The sequence below is a fragment of the Burkholderia sp. WP9 genome, assembly GCF_900104795.1.
Lineage (GTDB): Bacteria > Pseudomonadota > Gammaproteobacteria > Burkholderiales > Burkholderiaceae > Paraburkholderia.
Genome location: NZ_FNTG01000004.1, coordinates 145,613 through 162,595, shown reverse-complemented (window position 1 = coordinate 162,595; position 16,983 = coordinate 145,613). Strand labels below are relative to the sequence as shown.

Genomic DNA, 16,983 nt, shown 5'->3' with positions numbered 1-16,983 from the left:
CAAGCGCGTGGGGCGGCAGTGTCCCGGTCGGCGTGTGCATGTCGTGAGGATTTTGCCAGCCGTGGAACACACACGTGAGCAGGTTCCGAAAATCGCTGCGACAGCAGTGAGGCCCCAGCTTGCACGCTCACTACGAATACAACTAAAGGAGGAGAACATTATGTTTCAGGATGAGGCGACAACATATACGTTGACTGCGGCGGGGCGAATGACCCGTACGCGCTATACGGCTTTGGCATTGATCCTGTTGGTGGCGACGGTGGCTTACGCCGATCGCGCGATCCTGTCGATCGCGGGCCCCAGTCTCGTTAAGGAATTCGGCCTGAGCCATGTTCAGCTAGGCTATGTCCTCTCCGCATTTAGTTGGGCCTATGTAGTCGGCCAGATTCCTGGCGGACTTTTGCTCGATCGTTTCGGCACCAAGACGATATATGGCGGCACGGTGATCCTGTGGTCTGTTGCCACTATTCTCGTTGGTTTCATTGGCAAGGTCACGACGGAAGTGTCCGTCGCGCTTAGTCTGCTTTTCGCATTGCGTTTTGCGCTCGGCCTGATCGAGGCGCCGAGCTTCCCTGCTAACGCTCGCATCGCCGTCATGTGGTTTCCAAAAGGAGAGCGCGGCCTCGCCACGTCCCTCTTTGCGTCGGCTTCCTATTTTGCCGTGGCGATTTTCTCTCCTCTCGCGGGTTGGCTCGTCGCGAAGTTCGGCTGGCCTGCTCCATTCTTCGCGCTCGGTCTGATCGGTATAGCGTCGGCTGCCGTTTTGTCTGTCACCCTGTATGAACCGCGCAAGCATCCCCGCATATCGGCGAGCGAACTCGATCACATCATCGCCGGTGGCGCGATGATTGACATCGATACCAGGCAGGAGCGGCAGGCCCGCCCGCTGGTATCGGGGAAAGTGCTGCGTACGCTCCTTGGAAACCGGATGTTGTGGTGCGCCTACATCGGACAATATTGCGCCATCGCATTGAGCTACTTCTTCATTACCTGGTTTCCGATTTACCTCGTTCAGGCGCGCGGCATGAATATCATGGAGGCGGGCTTTGCCACCATGATCCCTGCCGTCTCGGGCTTCCTTGGTGGGATCACCGGCGGTACGATTTCGGACATGCTGATCCGTCGCGGCTGGAGTGTGTCGTGGGCCCGCAAGACACCCTATATCGTGGGCATGGCTATCGGCTGCAGTCTCGTTCTGTCAGCCTTTATCGAAAGCAATACAGCGATCGTGTTTTTGATGGCGTTGGCATTTTTCGGAAAAGGGGCCGCTGCGGGTGCGGGAACGTGGGCCGTCATCAGCGATACCGCACCGCGCGAAGCCGTCGGACTTGCGGGCGCGATCTTCAACTGCATCGGCAATATCGGCGGCATTGTGACGCCGATCGTCTTCGGCTACATCGTTCACGCAACGGGCGGCTATACGGTTGGCCTTTACTTTGTCGCCGCGCACTGCCTCGTCGCCGCACTTGTCTATCTGCTGTTCATGGGCAAGATCGAGCGCGTCAAAATGAACTGATCCCCGGCGCCTGAATGAAACGTATGGTTCCAACGAACCCGACATATTGTAAGAATTTCCATGACTGACTACACCCTGTCCGACGACACCCGAGCCAGGCTGAAGAAGGCTTCGACGGCGTCGATCGCGACCGCGCTTTACAAGCGTGGGCTGCGAAACCAGTTTATCCAAGGCGTCGCGCCTGTCAGCCACAAGACGGAGAATATGGTTGGCCAGGCTTTCACCTTGCGCTACATTCCTGCACGCGAAGATCGCAACCCGATCACGGTGTTTCGCAACCCGAATCATCCGCAGCGAGTGGCGATCGAGACCTGTCCCGCCGGACAGGTGCTGGTCATGGATGCGCGCAAGGACGCGCGCGCGGCCACAGCCGGGTCTATCCTGATCACGCGGCTGGCGCTGCGGGGCGCGGCAGGTGTGGTGTCGGATGGCGGCTTTCGCGACATCGCCGGCATCGGTGCGCTGGATATGCCCGCCTATTGCGCGGGGCCCTCCGCGCCGACTAACTTGACCCTGCACGAGGCGCTCGACATCAACGTGCCGATTGCATGCGGTGATGCCGCCGTCTTTCCGGGCGATGTCATGGTGGGCGATCGCGACGGGGTGATGGTGATCCCCGCCCATCTTGCCGACGCGATCGCGGAGGAGTGCATCGAAATGGAACGATTCGAAGACTTCGTTCTGGAGCAGGTGAAGGAGGGGGCCGCGATTATCGGCCTTTACCCCTGCACCCAGGAAGAAAATCAGGCCCGATACGACGCGTGGCGGAAGACGACTGGACGCTGAGCCCGTTCCTGGCTTCAACCGATGCAACGAAACTGATCTGGACAGAGCCGCCCGATTTGCAATGCGCATCCCTGGGCACAATCCATAGACGACCCGATATGTTAATCCCGAAATGGTAAAGCCATTTATCCTGAAAGCGGCAGATCTTCCAGACTGGACGGATGCTGAACTCAACGAATTGTTCACTGTCCTTGACCTGCCGAAAAGCCCGGAGGCTGCTACGGCGTTTCTAAAAGCGCATGGCAGTGTTATCCGTGGCATTGCGCTACGCAAAACGAAGATCGACGCAACATTCCTCGATGCTGTTCCCGCACTCGAGATCATTTCGAGCTACAGCGCTGGCCTCGATAACGTCGATATGGAAGCTGTAAAGGCGCGGGGGATCACGATTGAGAACACCTCGCATATTCTGGCAGAAGATGTTGTGAACGCGGCGATCGGACTTGCGCTTGCTGTGACCCGCCGCCTTGTCAGTGCGGATGCCTATGTCCGTTCTGGAGTCTGGCCCGAGCAGGGTCAGTATCCCCTTGGCCGTTCAATCTCGCGAATGAAGATCGGGATTGTCGGTTTGGGCACGATCGGCTCAGTGCTTGCCAATCGTCTGCAAGCCTTTGGTTCACAGGTTGCCTATTTTGGTCCGACGCGCAAACCCGTCGCATTCCCGTATTACGACAATCTGGAACAGTTGGCGACGGATTGCGAGATGCTGATCCTGACGTGCCCGCTTTCGGCGGCGACGCATCATCTGGTGAACGCCCGCGTCATTAACGCGCTTGGGCCAGGCGGCTTCCTGGTGAACGTATCGCGCGGTCCCGTGGTGGACGAGGCCGCGCTGATTGCTGCTCTCGCGGCAAACAGGATTGCAGGCGCTGCCCTCGACGTGTTCGAGCATGAGCCGATTGTTCCCGGAGAGCTGAGAAAGGATTCCCGGCTGGTCTTGACGCCCCATATCGGTTCGGGAACCGAAGAAACTCGCCGTGGCATGGCGGAAAACGTCGTCGACACGCTCGCAAGACATTTCGGCATTGAGGGGCCGCGCGGCAATAGGGCATGCAGGCCCGGCGTAAGCGCTGGTTGCTCTGCCGCTGTGATTCATGACTGAATGAGCGCAGGCTTGCGTCCACGATCACAACTTGTGGGCGCAACATTGATACCAAAACCATTAGCAGCGCGTGATCGACAAACCCAATTTATAGAGATAAAGCAATGACAGTGTCAACCACCAGGAAAATCGCGCTTGTCACCGGCGCAGGCAGCGGCATTGGCCGGGCCACCGCGAACGCACTGCTTGCGGACGGGTTTTGCGTCGTACTGGCAGGCCGCCGTATCGAGCCGCTTGCCGCTCTTGTCGAGACAGCAGAAGCAGCGGGCCAGGAAGCGCAGGCTGTCGTGACCGACGTTCGCGATTCGTCGAGCGTCGATGCGCTTTTCGACACGATCGAGCGCACCTACGGCAGACTCGACGTTCTGTTCAACAATGCAGGGGTCAATGCGCCCGCTGTGCCGATGGACGAGTTGCCGGTCGAAACCTGGACAAACCTCATCAATACCAACGTGACGGGGGTCTTCCTCTGCGCACGCGCTGCATTTGGACTGATGAGAAGGCAATCGCCCCAGGGCGGGCGGATCATCAATAACGGTTCGATTTCGGCGCATACGCCCCGTCCCTTTACTTCTCCCTATACGGCCAGCAAGCACGCAGTGCTTGGTCTCACGAAGAGTATCGCGCTCGACGGCCGGGAGTTCAACATCGTCTGCAGCCAGATCGACATTGGCAATGCGCTGACCGAACTGTCCGAGCGCATGACGCGCGGCGTACGGCAGGCCAATGGAACGATCGCACCGGAACCGATGGTCGATGTGAAACATGTTGCCGACGCGGTCCGTTACATCGCGAGCCTGCCCTTGAGCGCCAACGTGCTGAATATGACGGTGATGGCCAGCAACATGCCTTTTGTCGGACGCGGCTAAGCCCTGCGAGAAGCGCGGCGGTCGGCACAGCGCTCGCGTTCAGTGTCAAACGCAATCTCAAGCTGATATAGCTTTAGACGCAAACGCGATCGTAGTTTGGTGAGAGGGGAGCCGCATTTTCTCTTGGAAATGCGGCTCCTGAAGAACAGTGGCTGACCGCGCGCGGCAGAAACATCACGTTTAAGACTCGATAGCACGTGGGAAAGCATGGCGCGCGCTCCAATGTCGGAGCGGTTCGCAGGCTGGGTTAGGTATACTTATTAATGTATGTTCGGCGGTTCGTCATCCCACAATTTGACAGCACTTGGGCGCGACACCTGGGTTTCCCCCAAATTTTTGGGGCAGACGATTTTTCACCAATGTTCAATGCGAGCTCCGCATCGCAGACTGCCTTATAAAGACGCGCCTTGGCACCGCTGTCAGAGAGCTTGCGGCTCTTGTGCTTGGGCCCGCCATCCTGTCCATCGAGCTTGTCGGCCCAGCGCGCTGCGTCCTGCTCAAGTTCGGCAATATGCTGATCGCGCCGGGCACCCATTTCTGCGGCGAAGTCCGGCCGATGCGCGACGATCAGCCGGTGGCCCTGCCATTTGAATTCTCCAAAGACTTCGGTATTCGCCTTCAGCCAGGTGTCGTCATTGAGGCATCTGTCGCCGTGCATGGCTACTCGAGCAACGGGATCCGGGTTTTGACCAGCTGGCGTTCGGGCAGTTGCAGTCCACTCCCGAGCTTACCGGGGACGAAAGGCAGCAGCTTGCCGCCACGACGCCGCAAGCGCTGCGCCATACGTTCGGGACGCAGGCAATGGCCGCGGGCGTGCCGCCGGACGTGACGCAGAAGGTGCTGGGCCGCGCGTAGTTGCAGACAACGACGATCTATGCGCAGGCGGAAAAGCGGCGTATGCGCCGCGAGCCGGCCGGTTACTCTGACAATGAGGTCAGAGCAGCGGCTAAACGGGACGAGTCACAAAAATACCGGATCGCCGCGGCGCTAGTCCAGTTCGGCCCAGCCCAGAATCACCTTCAACCTGTCGTGGGCGTCTGCGATCCGATCAGCGATGCGCAGTTGCCCGAGCTCATCCCCGCTGGCTCCAGATACGCCGAACGCATGCGCGATCTGGCGCATGCGCACCAGTGCATCGCGACATTCCGCAATGTTCGCGGCGATCGCGTCGCGTTCACCAGCCCAGGTCGCGCGAATCACTTCTTCTGCCTGGTCGAACCCCTGCATGCGCGAACCCAGCCGCTTCGACACCGCAGCGCCCCCAGAGTCGGCCGCAGGGCCCGGATTCGTGTCAGCCGGTTCACGCCAGATGCGGCCGAGCCCGGCAACATCACAGAGAATGGCCCAGCTCGCGTACGGTATAGGCGCGTCGCCTCCCGTGTATCGGCGGATTGTTCGCGATCCGGCAGAGCCCAGTCCAAGCAGCTGGGCAGCTTTCGCGCCGCTCAGGTGTCCCAGACGCAACACCTCGCGTACCTCGTCGGCCTCCGGCCGGACCCAGAAGTCGTGGGCTGGACGCAGACATTCCGGCCGGATAGTAATTCGTTCGTTCATCTATTGAATTTCCTGTTGGTGATTGCATCTGCACTCCGTCCCCCACGGCTTGCGCCGCGGGGGATAAACGCGCCCTGCGGGCGCTTGACGACCCCAGCCGGCGGTCGGCGTGCGCCCAGGCCGGATCGTCCCGCCGCTACTGCGCCGCGCCGGCGCGCTCCCCACGCATCCTGCGTGGGTCCCCGGGCGCCTGGATCCGGGCGCGCTGCGCGCGCGTAGCGTCCGTGATGATCGCGGGTTCCGGCTTGCAGGAGGGTGGGGCGCAGGGGCTCGCCGTACGATATTCGGGTGCGGGCTCTGCATGTGCCGACAGGCGGCCCGCGCAGGCCGCCACGTACCGCAGCGATGGCTGTCAAAGCGGCAGTTCCCGCTGATAGAGTGCTGCGCCCAAAGCGTCCATCTGCCCGGGCGTGAGCCGTGACGCCGCGATGCTGGCCGCGCGCTCGAAAATCATCAGCCCGTAGACGTCGGCGAGTGGTCGCGCCCTAGCGCATAAAGCGCCCTCCTCGCCCGGCGTTTGCCGGGCACACCAGTAATTGATTGCCTGCTCGATCTCGGCAATGGTCACGACAGTCTTCATGTTGAGCCTCACAGGCCCGCGCGGGTCTCGCGCAGGCGTTGGAATGTCAGTCGGGTTGCAGCACCTCATACAGCCCGTTGCGTTCGATCGTTATCTCCGCAACCGCAAAGCGGGCGATACCGCATAGGAAGTCGAACGGACCGGTATACAGAAGGATTTCCAGGATGGCGTGATTGCCGTACCACGTGGCGACGATATCGCCGCTGGCCAGTTCGGCGCCGCGTTTCGAAACGATCTTCATCCCGCGTGCTCCCGTCTTTCGACGGCCATTGCAACCGGCGCGCGCGGCGGCAGCCGCTCAAGATCGGACAACGCAGAACGGGCGATGGCGCGAAGCTCCCCGCGGTGCATGTCGATGACGTGTCCGTCCCGGTCGAGCATGTCGGCAATGCGCCTGAGTGCTTCGGCAGAGTACGCCGCAGCGTCAGCCGACAGCGCCATGCGGAACAGTTCGCCACGCGCGATGGAGCGGTCACCGTACTGCCAGACGGCGAGCAGTGGCAGCAACGTAGCCCACCACGTCGGACGCATGTTCAGGGTATCCATGTGCAGGTCTCCGGTGAGACCCGGCCCGCAGCCGAAGCCCGGACCGGGTGCGGGCTGTCAGTCGATGGCGCGGAGCAGGTTGGCCGCTTCCACGTGTTGCGTGGCGAACTCACGCAACTGGTGATAGCGCCCGATGATGGTGTCGTCGAGCGTCTTTTCCGCCAGGTGGCACAGGGCGAACAGCGTGACGACGATGCCGAAGGCGTCCGCGCCCATCATGTCGCTGTAGCCGTTCAGATGCCAGCGCACATGCACGCGCGAGGCGTCAGCAGGGGCCATGTAGAAGCCGCCGTTGGACAGCGTGAAGAAGTGCCACAGGCCACCCTGATAGCTGCGGTCAAGGCGAGCCGCCCAGTCATAGACGTAGGACTCGCCAGTCAGGTAGTGGCGACCGAGGTAGCGCGGCAGTACGTTCAGGCGCAGTTCATCGGGGACAACGGCAGAGGTAATGCGATTTTGGGTTTCAGTGGTCATCAGATAGCTCCGGTTAGACACCCGAGGCGCGATGCCTGGGTTATCTGTAGATCATTACAGGGCAATAAACCCTAACGGTCAAGAAGATTCGCTGCATAATAGGGTATAGTGCCCTACAGTTGTATCTCGAGGTCGAGCATCTGGCTCGGGCCGCTAACCGGAGGAAACTCTGATGCAGACTGTCGCTGAACAGAACGTTGCAGGCGCAAGGATTCCGGCGCGCGCGGATGCATTGCTGCCGTGACTGCCTGTCCAGGTTTCGATATTCAGTCGAACCTGTTTGCGTTCTGCGTGGCGGCCACCGTCGATGGTATCGCCGGAGACGACGGCGCACACGCCATCAACAGCCTTGCAGAGGTGCTGAACGTGAACCTGTCGTATTACTGGACGCCCACGCGCGCGAGCTACTTCGACCCCGTGTCGAAATCGCGCATCGCGGACGAGCTGCGCGAGCACGTATCATCGCAGGCCGCCGCCGAGGTGCATGAAGAAGGACGCGGCGGCGGCTGCCGCCGAAGTGCGGATGGCCGACCCGGTTGGCGACCGGAAGTGCTCGCAAACCGCGCGGTGCCGGAATTCCGGTCGTATGCGTCGGCGGATGATGACGCAGACGGTGAAGCGGGCGACGAGGTGCACAACGCGGGCGCTGATCCGGATGAGGTGATAGATGAGGCCGGGCATGAACCTGGCGACGACGAAGGGCTGGGCGAAGCCGTATAAGCGACCGTAGTCATCGTGCATGAAGCCGTCCGGGTGCAGGCCTAGGCGGTTTTTTGCGTTCCGGGTGTAGTTTGAGCAAAAAGGCAGCCGAAGGCCGGTCACGGCTTGGCTGCGCAAAACACACGCCGACGGATCGGACGACCAGCCAGCTAGCTAGCCTCATTAACGGCACGGCAGTAAAACCCTGAATGCCGCCCCTTTTTCTGAAAGCCCTTTGCTGCGCCTGACGACCGCCAGGCGGATTGGCGCGCGCCTGCGCGCCCGACCCCACGCAGCGCGGCGGGGCGATACGGTTTAGCGCTTCACCTGAGGTGGGTTGTATTTGCGTTTCATCTCTTCGAGGTCCTCTGATGTGATGACGGGATCGTCGTACTGTTGGGCAACCAGTTTGCTGATCTGAACGCTCGACAAGGTCGGGTTTTCGCGTTGCAGTTCTTCGCGTGTCCTGACGGTTTTGCCATGACTGGCGCTATTCGTCATGGCAGACGCTGCGCTGGGCGTAGGCGCGTGAGTGACCGGCGACGCGTACGGGGGGTGAGGTGTCGGTGTGGCTGGTTGCGAGATCTGCTGATCGGGGTTGCGCGAACTTCGGCGAGGGGCTGGCCTGCCCAGGCGTTTTCGAATCCGCTGCAAGGCCTTGATGAAAGCCGGGGGCGTCATGGTGAATCCGCCTTCGTGAAGGCGTGACAGGACGACGGCGCGTGGGACGCCTCTCGCAATGGCCGCGTCGATGTGCTCGATCAGATCGACCAGCAAAGCCGATTCGCGGCGATCGGAAGGGGCGTCATGGTCGGGCGCGAGCGACCGGGTAATGGCATCAATGTCAATCTTGGGCATTGGTGTCTGCTGGGCGAGTACTGGACGGGATGATGATGGCACATGATGGGTATGTTGTGTCTACTTGATGTCTCTCAGTGTCCACTTGGAAGGTGCATTGGGGTATTGTTCGGGCTGCAACCGGGTATTTTGAGGCGGCGCGGTTAGATTTGACAGCGGGGTGAGGCACGTTGGATATGTTTACGCGATGCTACGCATCCCGTAAAATATCTCGTGCCAAAAGGGCGCGCCCCTTTGAAACCCCCGCGGCGACTGCCGCGCGGAAACCCCGTCGGGCCTTCTGGCGCCGACTTCCCAAAGGCGGTCGCCGGAACGAGTAACGAGGAAACAGAAGCGATGGCGGAATTCAATGTGCGTGTCGCGTTTCGCGGCGAACTGATGTCGGTGCTGCGCATCGCCGTTACGGCTGCCGAAGGGCACGCATGGTTGACGGAGGCGATGGACGACGAGCTTGCCATCGCGGATTTCGACCAGGATCCGGAAGAAGGCGAAGTGTGGATCGATCTTTTCAGCGACGCCGGCGAATGGCTGCTATATGAGTGCGCCCGTTTCGATCGTGCGGATGCCGCAGAGGCATTGAGGCGCTACTTCGGTGTGGGTGCGGAAATATCCAGGGTTTGTCTGGCCCGTGCCCACGTGGCGAAGCTCTACGCAGAACACTGCGCCATCGTGCAGGAGTGGACAAAGAGGAACAAAGCCGATGCCCCGAGCGAAGACTAATGGCGGTGCCGGGCTGGGCAGGCCGATCGCATTCCGGTTGTCGGAGGCCGATCGTGCGGCCTATCTCGACAAGGTTGCGGCGTCGGGCCTGAGTCAATCGGAATTCTTTCGTCAGGCGGTGCTGACCAACCGTACGCAGATTGTCGCGCGGCCGAAGGCGAGTGCTGATCGCAAGCGCCTGCTGTACGTGTTCAACAAGACCAGCAACAACCTGAACCAGATCGCGCATCGTGCGAATTCCGAGCACGTACGCGGCAAGCTGTCGGAGGCAACGTATGCGCAGGTGCTTGACCAGTTGCAGATGATCTCGCGGTACCTGAAAGCGACGCTGGGCAAGGTCGATTGATGCGGCGAGCTGATACGGAGACGTGATAGGAGACGGCATGAGCGAGGTGCAGAAGGCGATTGCCTCAGTGGTCGAGCTTGAAACGCGGCTGCGCGGCGAACCGCGCGGTGCAGGGCAGGGCGCCGGGGAGGGTGCATTAAGCCGCACGCACTGCGACGCCGTGCGCGCACAGGTCATCGCCGCGCGGCATCTCCTGTATGCGAACATCTATTTCGATCTCGAGCGGCGCATTGCGCAGGTCGAGTCGTGGCTGGAGGCCCGCGGTCACACGCACCCCCACCCGGAGTCCGGCTGATGCTGATCCGCGTGCGTGGCCACCATGACGGCATCAAGGCATATCTGGAGAAAGGCCAGAAGCAGGATCGCGAGTTTGAGCGCGACGAGATGGACGAACGCATCATTCTCGCGGGCGACCTGGATCTGACGAACGAGATCATCCAGTCGATGGAGACCGCGGCCGAGCGGTATCTGACGATCACCCTGTCATTCAAGGAGGACGAGGTCTCGCGCGATGTGCTGGAAGCGATTACGCGTGACTTCGAAGCATTTGCTTTTTCTGCCTATCGACCGGATGAATATGCGTTTTATGCCGAGGCACATGTGCCGCGGCTTAAAAGCTACGCCGACCGCAAAAGCGGCGAGCCCATCGAGCGCAAGGTGCACATCCATTTTGTGGTGCCGGCTGTCAATCTGCTGACCGGGCGACGGCTGGAGCCGTTTGGCAAGGTCGACCAGCAGATACGCTTTCTCGAAGCGTTCCAGGAGCATGCGAACGCGAAATACGGTCTCGCGAGTCCGAAGGACAACCGGCGCGTCGCGTTCACCGACGCGTCCGAGATGATCAGCCGGTACAAGGGCGATGCGTTCGCCGGCGCGAACCGGGACCTGAAGGCATCGATCCTCGAGGCAATGCTGGCGCGCGACATCGCGAGCCAGGACGACTTCAGGGAGCTGCTGGCCGGGTATGGCGACACGCGAACGCGCAACGCCGGGCGAGACGTCGAGTATGAGAACGTCAAGCCGCACGGTGCGACAAAGGGCATCAATCTGAAGGAGTACGTGTTCTCGCGCGAGTTCATCGAGCTCGACGCGGACGCCAAGCGCGCTGCGCTCGCATCTGGCATCCACTCCGGGTACATCGAACCCGGCGTGCCACGCGAGACGCCAGCCGCGTATCTCGACCTGCTGAACGAGTGGCACGCGGTGCGGGCGCGGGAAATCAAGTATCTGAACAGCGGCAGCAGCTTTTACGAAACCTACCGGAACGCTTCCCAGGACGAGCGGCGGCGCCTGCTCGCCCACCGTGAGACGCGCTTCTATCAACGCACTGGAGGACTGGATGAACGCGGAATCGAAGAACGTAGCGAACGACACCCCGAACGGCACCCCGGCCGTGGACCCGGAAACTGGCGAGATTGGCGGGGTCAGGGAAGAGATCGCGGCCAAGAGCGGGAACCCGGAGCCGGAAGCGGGCCGGAGCGCGGGCAAACCGGCTGGGAAGCGCTCGAACGCGAACACGAAAAAATCACCCGGCACTGGCGAGCCGGAGCGGATCGTGACCTTGACGCTCGTTTCGATCGATCCGGCCCGGCGACCCGATCCTTCGACCGTGTGCGAGGTGTGCCCGGCAGCGGTCTGGATGGCGACGCCGCGCGACGTCAAATGCTTCTGCCGCCTGATGCATTACTGGAGCTGGGAAACGAGCAAGCCGAACGAGTTGACGCATTGCGATGGTCTGGCGATCGCGAGCGAGAAGGAGGACTGACAGGGGGACTACCCGCGGACGTCGGTGTGCCCGACTGGCGCACGATCGCGCAGCGGATGTACGCGGCCTGGGAGCAGGCCGACCCCACCGAACGCACAAGGCTCGCGCGTACCGGCGCCGACAAGTTCATGGCCGGCGGCGGTCCATTCGGAGCAGGCCAGGCCTTCGGTATGAACCGGGCGCTGGGTGGACTGGGTGGGGGCAGGATGCCGCGCGAGTTTGGCCTGGAGAGTCAGACGCGCAGCATGACGGAGATCGACTCCTTCGATGCAATCGCTTCGCTACCCTTCGAGACCGGTCCGGTTTCCGACACGACCGGGCTGTCGTTCAACGGGCGGGCGCGGCCCGCAACCGGGCGCGAGGCAGACACGGTTCGCGACCAGTTCGCGCGGGACCTGAGCGAGGCGCGGGCAAGGAGCGGCACAACCGGCCCCGCGGACGGGCGCAGCGAGTTTGCGGAAATACGCGGGACGCTGGATGCAAGCCGGCTGCTCGCCGCACTTGCGCAGTCGCACGGCCTGATCGTCGAGAAATATCAGATCGGCAAGGGCCGCGACGGTGCCGACCGCATCAGGGCCGGCTCGCGTCGTCTGAATGTGTCTGACTTCCTGACGGAGGAAATGAATCTGTCGTGGGCGGACGCGGCGCATCTGCTGCGCGATACGTATCGGGCGCAGACGGGACAGGATCCGGCACATGCACCACGGCGCACGCCGGAGCGTGACCTGTGGGTAGAGTTTCAGGCGTGGCGCGCGGCGTTCCGCGATGCATTGCGCCGCGAATGGACCGCGCAGGGGCTGCAGGAGAAGGAGCGACGGACGGCCATCAAGTCAGCGTTCTATGGAAAGCGCAGTGCGATCGCCGACCGGACAGATCTGCCGTCGACGCAGCGCAAGGATGCGCTCTCAGCTGCCCGCGTCGAGCGCCTCGAGGCTGAGGCGACGTTGCGGGAGCAGGTTATCCGTGAACGGGGCGCGCTGAAGGGCGCAGCCCGGCGAGCGTTGACGGACCAGTATCGCGACTTTCTGCGGGAGCGCGCGCAGGCGGGCGACGCGCGGGCGTTGCGCGAGCTCCGGCGGATGCAGCGGCTCCGGTCGGAATGCGCACGGACCGCAGACGAGGCAGGTGCGGTTACCTTCCGCCCGGCGCGCGCCGGCGAGCCAAACGAAATCATCTATCGCGGACCGTCGATCACCTATGAAGTGCTCGCCAATGGCAACGTGGATTATCGCAAGGACGGTGCCGCGCTGTTCGTCGACGAGGGGCGTACGCTGCGCCTCTGGGACCAGGAGCGTGAAGCGCTTGAAATCACACTGCGGTTCGCGCAGAAGAAGTTCGGCCCGTTACTGGCGCTTACCGGCCCGGAAGCATTTCAGGCAGCTGCCGCGCGGGTCGCAGCGGAAGCCTCGATGGACGTCGAGTTTGCCGATCCGGAGCCCGAGCGCATCCGGCAGATCCGGCGTGCGGAGCTCAATGCTGAAACGGCCGACCGCCGCGCGGCGCAGCGCGAGACCGATCGGGAACGCGCGGCGCAGGAACATAAACGGCTGCGCGATATGCTGCGCGCGCCCGATCCAGATCCGGGCGACGGACCCGGGGATCCAAATCACAAGGGCGAGGACCCGGCTGCTCCAGATGGTGCGGATACTTCGGAGCGCGGGCCGGAGGTCGACAGATAAAGAAGGAACTAACCATAGCGCGGCATTGCATCGTTTCCCAGCGAAGATAGCACAGGAAGTCATCTTGAGCGGGACCGGATGTCACGTGGGTTCATCAGTGGTGGTAACGCCTGTTCGATGTCGGCGCCGTGGTCGTGATGACCATGGATCACAAGTTCGCGCAATTAAACGCAACCCTGATACAGCGTTATCAGGGTTGAAATGAGGCGGCGCTATTTATTCGACGCCTGCGCGATACGTTGGCGACATCGACTGCGCCGCGGCGGGCGACTGCGGTGCCAGGCCTCGGCATCGAAGCCTTCCCTCACGTGCCGACCGGCTCAGGCGTCGTCATGATGCCGTTCTCAAAACCGCTTCCGGATCCGTTGTAGAGCAGATAGATCGGCTTGTCCCGGCTGAGAAGATTCAGCGTGTTCTGGAAATCTTCCAGGTGGTAGTACAGATTGACACGGCCCCCGCTCATTCCGTCAGCGGGCAATGTCTTTCCGTCTGCTTCGAAGATGAGCTGGCCGACAAACTTCCCGCCGCTCTTCAGCCAGATCCGGGGTGGAAAGGTGTTTGATGAATACATAACCTCATACTGGTCGATCGTGGGGGTAGTCATGACTGTGCTCCTTTCTGCCGTCGTTGAGATTGGAGTGCCAAAGCAGGTGGCGAGACGCACTCCGGAGATAAGACGGATACTGTGTGCAGATTTTGCAGCGAAGCGACAGCCAATCTGGCACTCCGAACGTCCAATCCCAAGCCGCAGGCGACGCAGGAATATCCACGTCAAAGCACAGTCCTCCGGCCGGCTACGGCAACGCAGTCGTACGCTCTGAGCACGTTCAGACGTAAGTTCCGTGCCCGATAACGGGCGCTGCCGAGCCCAAAACGTCGTCGCGTTCTCGGCCACTGCCGACATTCGGCCAGGTTGGGCGTCAGCAATGTGGCAGGTTGCTGACCGTGACGGCGTCGAGCAGGCGGAAGCAGCATCCTGCATCGGTGAACTCACACTCTCGACCCTCAACGGACCGTGGGCCAGATGCGATCAAATCGGCAGTTTCGAGGGTCGCGTCTGCCGCAGCTTCGAGCGGGCGAGCGCGCCGATGCGCCAGCGCAAGCCGCGCGACGCGCGGCCTGCGCGAACCAAAGCGGCAAGCGTCGACGTACCGATGTCGCTGCCGCTTTTCCCCTGAAGCCTTGTCCCGGCCGTCCGCCTAACGGAATCCGTAGACGAGCACCTTCTTGCCCTCGAAACTGATTTGCACCGCTTCGGAGCATGGGTTCCCACACGTGCCATCGACGGAGGGGGGCGCAGCAGTGAAGGGGACCGTCTCACTGGTCATCTCGCCCATCACCAGTGTCGCATCCGAAGAGATAACGATATTCACGACGAGCACCACGCCTGCGGGACTCGCTTTCGTGCCGTAGTTGATCGTCATTGTTCCCGTGCAATCGCTATTCACGTTGTAGGTGCCGAACTGCACGGAATTGAAGGCGCCGCCCGTTTTCGGCAAGCCGCCGATATTGCCCGCATCGTTGCGCGTGAAGTTGCCGTTGCCGTCGAAGTTGACGATGGCGATGTCGTTGAGCAGCAGCCTCGACTTCGCGTAGTGAACCGCACCATCCGTGCCGATGATGCCGAGTATTTCGCCTTGCGCGCTGAATCCATACGGGCCTCTCAGCGCTTCGTTGGAACAGGTGGGGCCGTTGGCATGCGCCGCACCGCTCAACGACAGAAGGGTGGCCACAACGGCCGCCGCACAGGTCAAATGCTTGCTTTTCATGTTCATCTCCTTGTCATCGACTGCGGCCGCTTCGCTGGCGTGCGCGTGATGCCGAGGCGCATGCACAGGCATAAAGCGTCGGGCAGAGGCCGGCCAGCGGCGGCGCACCGCGCCGCTCACGCTGACCTGATTCATGGTGGTCAGAAGCGCGAGCCTGTGCCATCGACAGAACATGAAGAAATCGTTAACCGTGCATCGACGGTATGTGGCGAAAGTGACGCGAACTGGGCAGGGCGGCGCACATCGCCCTAGTGGCCCCTAGTGGCCGGCGTTAGCCTGCCCGGCGCCCGCGTGAGGCGCGCGTGGAAACGATGGAAAGCGTGGGCACGCGATCTGCGCGGCGAGCCCGCGCCTGCTCGCTTGACGACAGCACTCATCAGTGACCGTCATGTTTCCCCCACGGCCTCCACCCTTCGTAGACGATGCGCACGATACTGCGACTTAGGAAGCCAACGCTCACCCCAGCTTGCGGTCTGCTCGCCGGTACGCCTCTCCTGCCTGGAAGCGGTCGAGCCGTTCACTTGCTTCGGCGGTCGCCCACAACGGGGCGCGGCGCAGCTGCTCGTCGTAGGCGGTGACGATTCCGGCGAACAGGTCTGCCGCCTCACCGTCGAGCCGCCACTCGCCCGTGTCGCGGCCGCGGTCGAACACGGCCGAAATGACGGCTTCCGCGACGACCGGCTGCTCGTACGTGGCCGAGCCACAGCCCGCCTCTGCGATAAAACCCATCAGGATCATCGTCTGCGTTAGCGTCTGCGCGTCGTGCTCGCTGCCGGCGCCGGCGCGCATTGCTGCGAGTGCCAGATGGATCCGCAGCGCGAGCTCGTCGGCGGTTGTGCGGGACATCGGCAGGAGCATCGTTCTGGCGCGTCGCGCGCGTGCCGCGTTGGGACTGTGCGCGAAAGGAAGGGTCTTGGGCATCAGGTTCCGTTGGTGATTTCTTGGGCCGCCAGTTACTTAAACGCTGCTGTCCGGCGAAGCGGCGCCGCGCTGTGCGACGAACGCTTCGACATGCCGGATCGCCAGTTCGCACTGGTCGAGCGACAGGTTGTGGATCGATCCCGGGACAGGCTCAAAGCCGAGTTCGCCGGCGACCCAGCGGATCGCTTTCGCGCGAGCCTCGAACGCGTTGACGCGATCGCGTCTGACCTTGCCAGCGACAAGCGGCTCGAGCGCGTCGTACAGGCGGCTCTTCGCGTCGCGCAGGGCCGCGTCGGCGAGAAGTCCGAGCGGCACGTTCCGTGTGCTGCGCGAGTGGATGCCGATCCACGCCTGACACGCGGTGCAGGCCCATAGCGCGCCGCGGTCCTCGCGGTAGGGATACTCCGCTTCACGGTATTTCACCAGCGCGGCGCGAGCGCCGCAATAATCGCACGAGGGCTGGGGTAATGCCTTGATAGGGCGACCGACACGCACGGGATTCCTTCTGGCTGAATTGCAGATTACATTATCCGCCAGTTGGGGCTCGCGAAATCCAAAGCAATGAATCGAGCCAGCACATCGCGGGAGCGTTCAATTTCTTTGTTAATGGCAAATGTTGAAGTAATCTGCATTGTGGCCGAATTGGGGCTCATGCGGTGACGCATAAATCGACTCCCAACGTACGGTCGTGATTGGGACTCGGCCGTCGCGCTGTCGGCTGCACGGAGATCGGTTGCCACGCAGCAGCTTGCCCATCGGCGTTTTTCGGGCACACTACGGGCATCTTCGCTCAGCCTCA

Annotated in this window: 22 protein-coding genes; 11 read left to right on the top strand and 11 right to left on the bottom strand. The window is 62.0% G+C overall.

The genetic code is table 11. The annotated features are described in order from the left end of the window. The first annotated feature begins 160 nt into the window (after window positions 1-160). The 4 genes from BLW71_RS39090 to BLW71_RS39075 all read left to right on the top strand — a co-directional run bounded on the left by BLW71_RS39090 (window position 161) and on the right by BLW71_RS39075 (window position 4,273). Entirely contained in the window at window positions 161-1,516 is a 1,356-nt protein-coding gene (locus BLW71_RS39090; RefSeq protein ID WP_091809970.1) for an MFS transporter, read from the top strand. Between the two features lie 60 nt (window positions 1,517-1,576). After that, entirely contained in the window at window positions 1,577-2,302 is a 726-nt protein-coding gene (locus BLW71_RS39085) for a ribonuclease activity regulator RraA (RefSeq protein ID WP_091809967.1), read from the top strand. A gap of 112 nt (window positions 2,303-2,414) precedes the next feature. After that, the gene (locus tag BLW71_RS39080) at window positions 2,415-3,404 is read left to right on the top strand and encodes a 2-hydroxyacid dehydrogenase (RefSeq protein WP_091809964.1); all 990 of its coding nucleotides are present in this window, start codon (window positions 2,415-2,417) and stop codon (window positions 3,402-3,404) included. A gap of 104 nt (window positions 3,405-3,508) precedes the next feature. Beyond that, window positions 3,509-4,273 carry an SDR family oxidoreductase gene (locus tag BLW71_RS39075; RefSeq protein ID WP_218157161.1) on the top strand — a complete coding sequence of 255 codons (765 nt, stop codon included), beginning with the start codon at window positions 3,509-3,511 and terminating at the stop codon, window positions 4,271-4,273. A 247-nt stretch (window positions 4,274-4,520) separates the two neighbouring features. Here BLW71_RS39075 and BLW71_RS39070 read toward each other — a convergent pair whose 3' ends face one another. Then, complete coding sequence (locus BLW71_RS39070) at window positions 4,521-4,931, bottom strand: hypothetical protein (protein ID WP_091809962.1); 411 nt, start codon at window positions 4,929-4,931, stop codon at window positions 4,521-4,523. Window positions 4,932-4,981: 50 nt separating this feature from the next. Between BLW71_RS39070 and BLW71_RS41380 the strand changes: the two genes are divergently transcribed. After that, window positions 4,982-5,128, top strand: a complete 147-nt coding sequence (locus BLW71_RS41380) for a site-specific integrase (protein WP_143048451.1) — start codon at window positions 4,982-4,984, stop codon at window positions 5,126-5,128. Window positions 5,129-5,260: 132 nt separating this feature from the next. On the opposite strand, the gene BLW71_RS43080 is transcribed toward BLW71_RS41380, so the two are convergent. From BLW71_RS43080 to BLW71_RS39045, 5 genes are all read right to left on the bottom strand, one after another. After that, a complete protein-coding gene (locus BLW71_RS43080; RefSeq protein WP_502686873.1) occupies window positions 5,261-5,827 on the bottom strand; it encodes a hypothetical protein in 567 nt (188 codons plus the stop codon). Between the two features lie 352 nt (window positions 5,828-6,179). Beyond that, window positions 6,180-6,407, bottom strand: a complete 228-nt coding sequence (locus tag BLW71_RS39060; protein WP_091809960.1) for a DUF3717 domain-containing protein — start codon at window positions 6,405-6,407, stop codon at window positions 6,180-6,182. A 46-nt stretch (window positions 6,408-6,453) separates the two neighbouring features. Beyond that, complete coding sequence (locus BLW71_RS39055; RefSeq protein WP_091809958.1) at window positions 6,454-6,648, bottom strand: hypothetical protein; 195 nt, start codon at window positions 6,646-6,648, stop codon at window positions 6,454-6,456. Further along, a complete protein-coding gene (locus BLW71_RS39050) occupies window positions 6,645-6,953 on the bottom strand; it encodes a hypothetical protein (protein ID WP_091809956.1) in 309 nt (102 codons plus the stop codon). The genes BLW71_RS39055 and BLW71_RS39050 overlap by 4 nt, the downstream gene beginning before the upstream one ends. 57 nt (window positions 6,954-7,010) lie before the next feature. Next, complete coding sequence (locus BLW71_RS39045) at window positions 7,011-7,427, bottom strand: antirestriction protein (RefSeq protein WP_091809954.1); 417 nt, start codon at window positions 7,425-7,427, stop codon at window positions 7,011-7,013. A gap of 240 nt (window positions 7,428-7,667) precedes the next feature. Between BLW71_RS39045 and BLW71_RS39040 the strand changes: the two genes are divergently transcribed. After that, the gene (locus BLW71_RS39040; protein ID WP_091809952.1) at window positions 7,668-8,147 is read left to right on the top strand and encodes a hypothetical protein; all 480 of its coding nucleotides are present in this window, start codon (window positions 7,668-7,670) and stop codon (window positions 8,145-8,147) included. A gap of 294 nt (window positions 8,148-8,441) precedes the next feature. On the opposite strand, the gene BLW71_RS39035 is transcribed toward BLW71_RS39040, so the two are convergent. Further along, window positions 8,442-8,984, bottom strand: a complete 543-nt coding sequence (locus BLW71_RS39035) for a hypothetical protein (protein ID WP_091809950.1) — start codon at window positions 8,982-8,984, stop codon at window positions 8,442-8,444. A gap of 234 nt (window positions 8,985-9,218) precedes the next feature. On the opposite strand from BLW71_RS39035, the gene BLW71_RS39030 reads away from it, so the two are divergent. The 4 genes from BLW71_RS39030 to BLW71_RS39015 are packed head-to-tail and all read left to right on the top strand — an operon-like array spanning window position 9,219 to window position 13,494. After that, window positions 9,219-9,704 (top strand): hypothetical protein, encoded by a 486-nt coding sequence (locus tag BLW71_RS39030; protein ID WP_143048450.1) that lies wholly within the window; start codon window positions 9,219-9,221, stop codon window positions 9,702-9,704. Continuing rightward, window positions 9,685-10,050 carry a plasmid mobilization protein gene (locus BLW71_RS39025; RefSeq protein WP_091809945.1) on the top strand — a complete coding sequence of 122 codons (366 nt, stop codon included), beginning with the start codon at window positions 9,685-9,687 and terminating at the stop codon, window positions 10,048-10,050. The genes BLW71_RS39030 and BLW71_RS39025 overlap by 20 nt, the downstream gene beginning before the upstream one ends. A gap of 37 nt (window positions 10,051-10,087) precedes the next feature. Continuing rightward, on the top strand, window positions 10,088-10,345 hold the full coding sequence (locus BLW71_RS39020; RefSeq protein ID WP_091809943.1) for a hypothetical protein: 258 nt from the start codon (window positions 10,088-10,090) through the stop codon (window positions 10,343-10,345). Beyond that, entirely contained in the window at window positions 10,345-13,494 is a 3,150-nt protein-coding gene (locus tag BLW71_RS39015; RefSeq protein ID WP_091809941.1) for an LPD7 domain-containing protein, read from the top strand. The genes BLW71_RS39020 and BLW71_RS39015 overlap by 1 nt, the downstream gene beginning before the upstream one ends. A gap of 304 nt (window positions 13,495-13,798) precedes the next feature. On the opposite strand, the gene BLW71_RS39010 is transcribed toward BLW71_RS39015, so the two are convergent. Next, window positions 13,799-14,098 carry a hypothetical protein gene (locus tag BLW71_RS39010; RefSeq protein ID WP_091809939.1) on the bottom strand — a complete coding sequence of 100 codons (300 nt, stop codon included), beginning with the start codon at window positions 14,096-14,098 and terminating at the stop codon, window positions 13,799-13,801. 322 nt (window positions 14,099-14,420) lie between these two features. Between BLW71_RS39010 and BLW71_RS39005 the strand changes: the two genes are divergently transcribed. Then, window positions 14,421-14,672, top strand: a complete 252-nt coding sequence (locus BLW71_RS39005; protein WP_091809937.1) for a hypothetical protein — start codon at window positions 14,421-14,423, stop codon at window positions 14,670-14,672. A 21-nt stretch (window positions 14,673-14,693) separates the two neighbouring features. On the opposite strand, the gene BLW71_RS39000 is transcribed toward BLW71_RS39005, so the two are convergent. The 3 genes from BLW71_RS39000 to BLW71_RS38990 form a co-directional block, all read right to left on the bottom strand. Further along, window positions 14,694-15,263, bottom strand: coding sequence for a hypothetical protein (locus tag BLW71_RS39000; protein WP_091810118.1), 570 nt, complete (start codon window positions 15,261-15,263; stop codon window positions 14,694-14,696). A gap of 456 nt (window positions 15,264-15,719) precedes the next feature. Continuing rightward, window positions 15,720-16,184, bottom strand: a complete 465-nt coding sequence (locus BLW71_RS38995) for a hypothetical protein (protein WP_091809935.1) — start codon at window positions 16,182-16,184, stop codon at window positions 15,720-15,722. A gap of 36 nt (window positions 16,185-16,220) precedes the next feature. Then, window positions 16,221-16,679 carry a zinc-finger-containing protein gene (locus BLW71_RS38990; RefSeq protein ID WP_091809933.1) on the bottom strand — a complete coding sequence of 153 codons (459 nt, stop codon included), beginning with the start codon at window positions 16,677-16,679 and terminating at the stop codon, window positions 16,221-16,223. Window positions 16,680-16,983 lie beyond the last annotated feature (304 nt).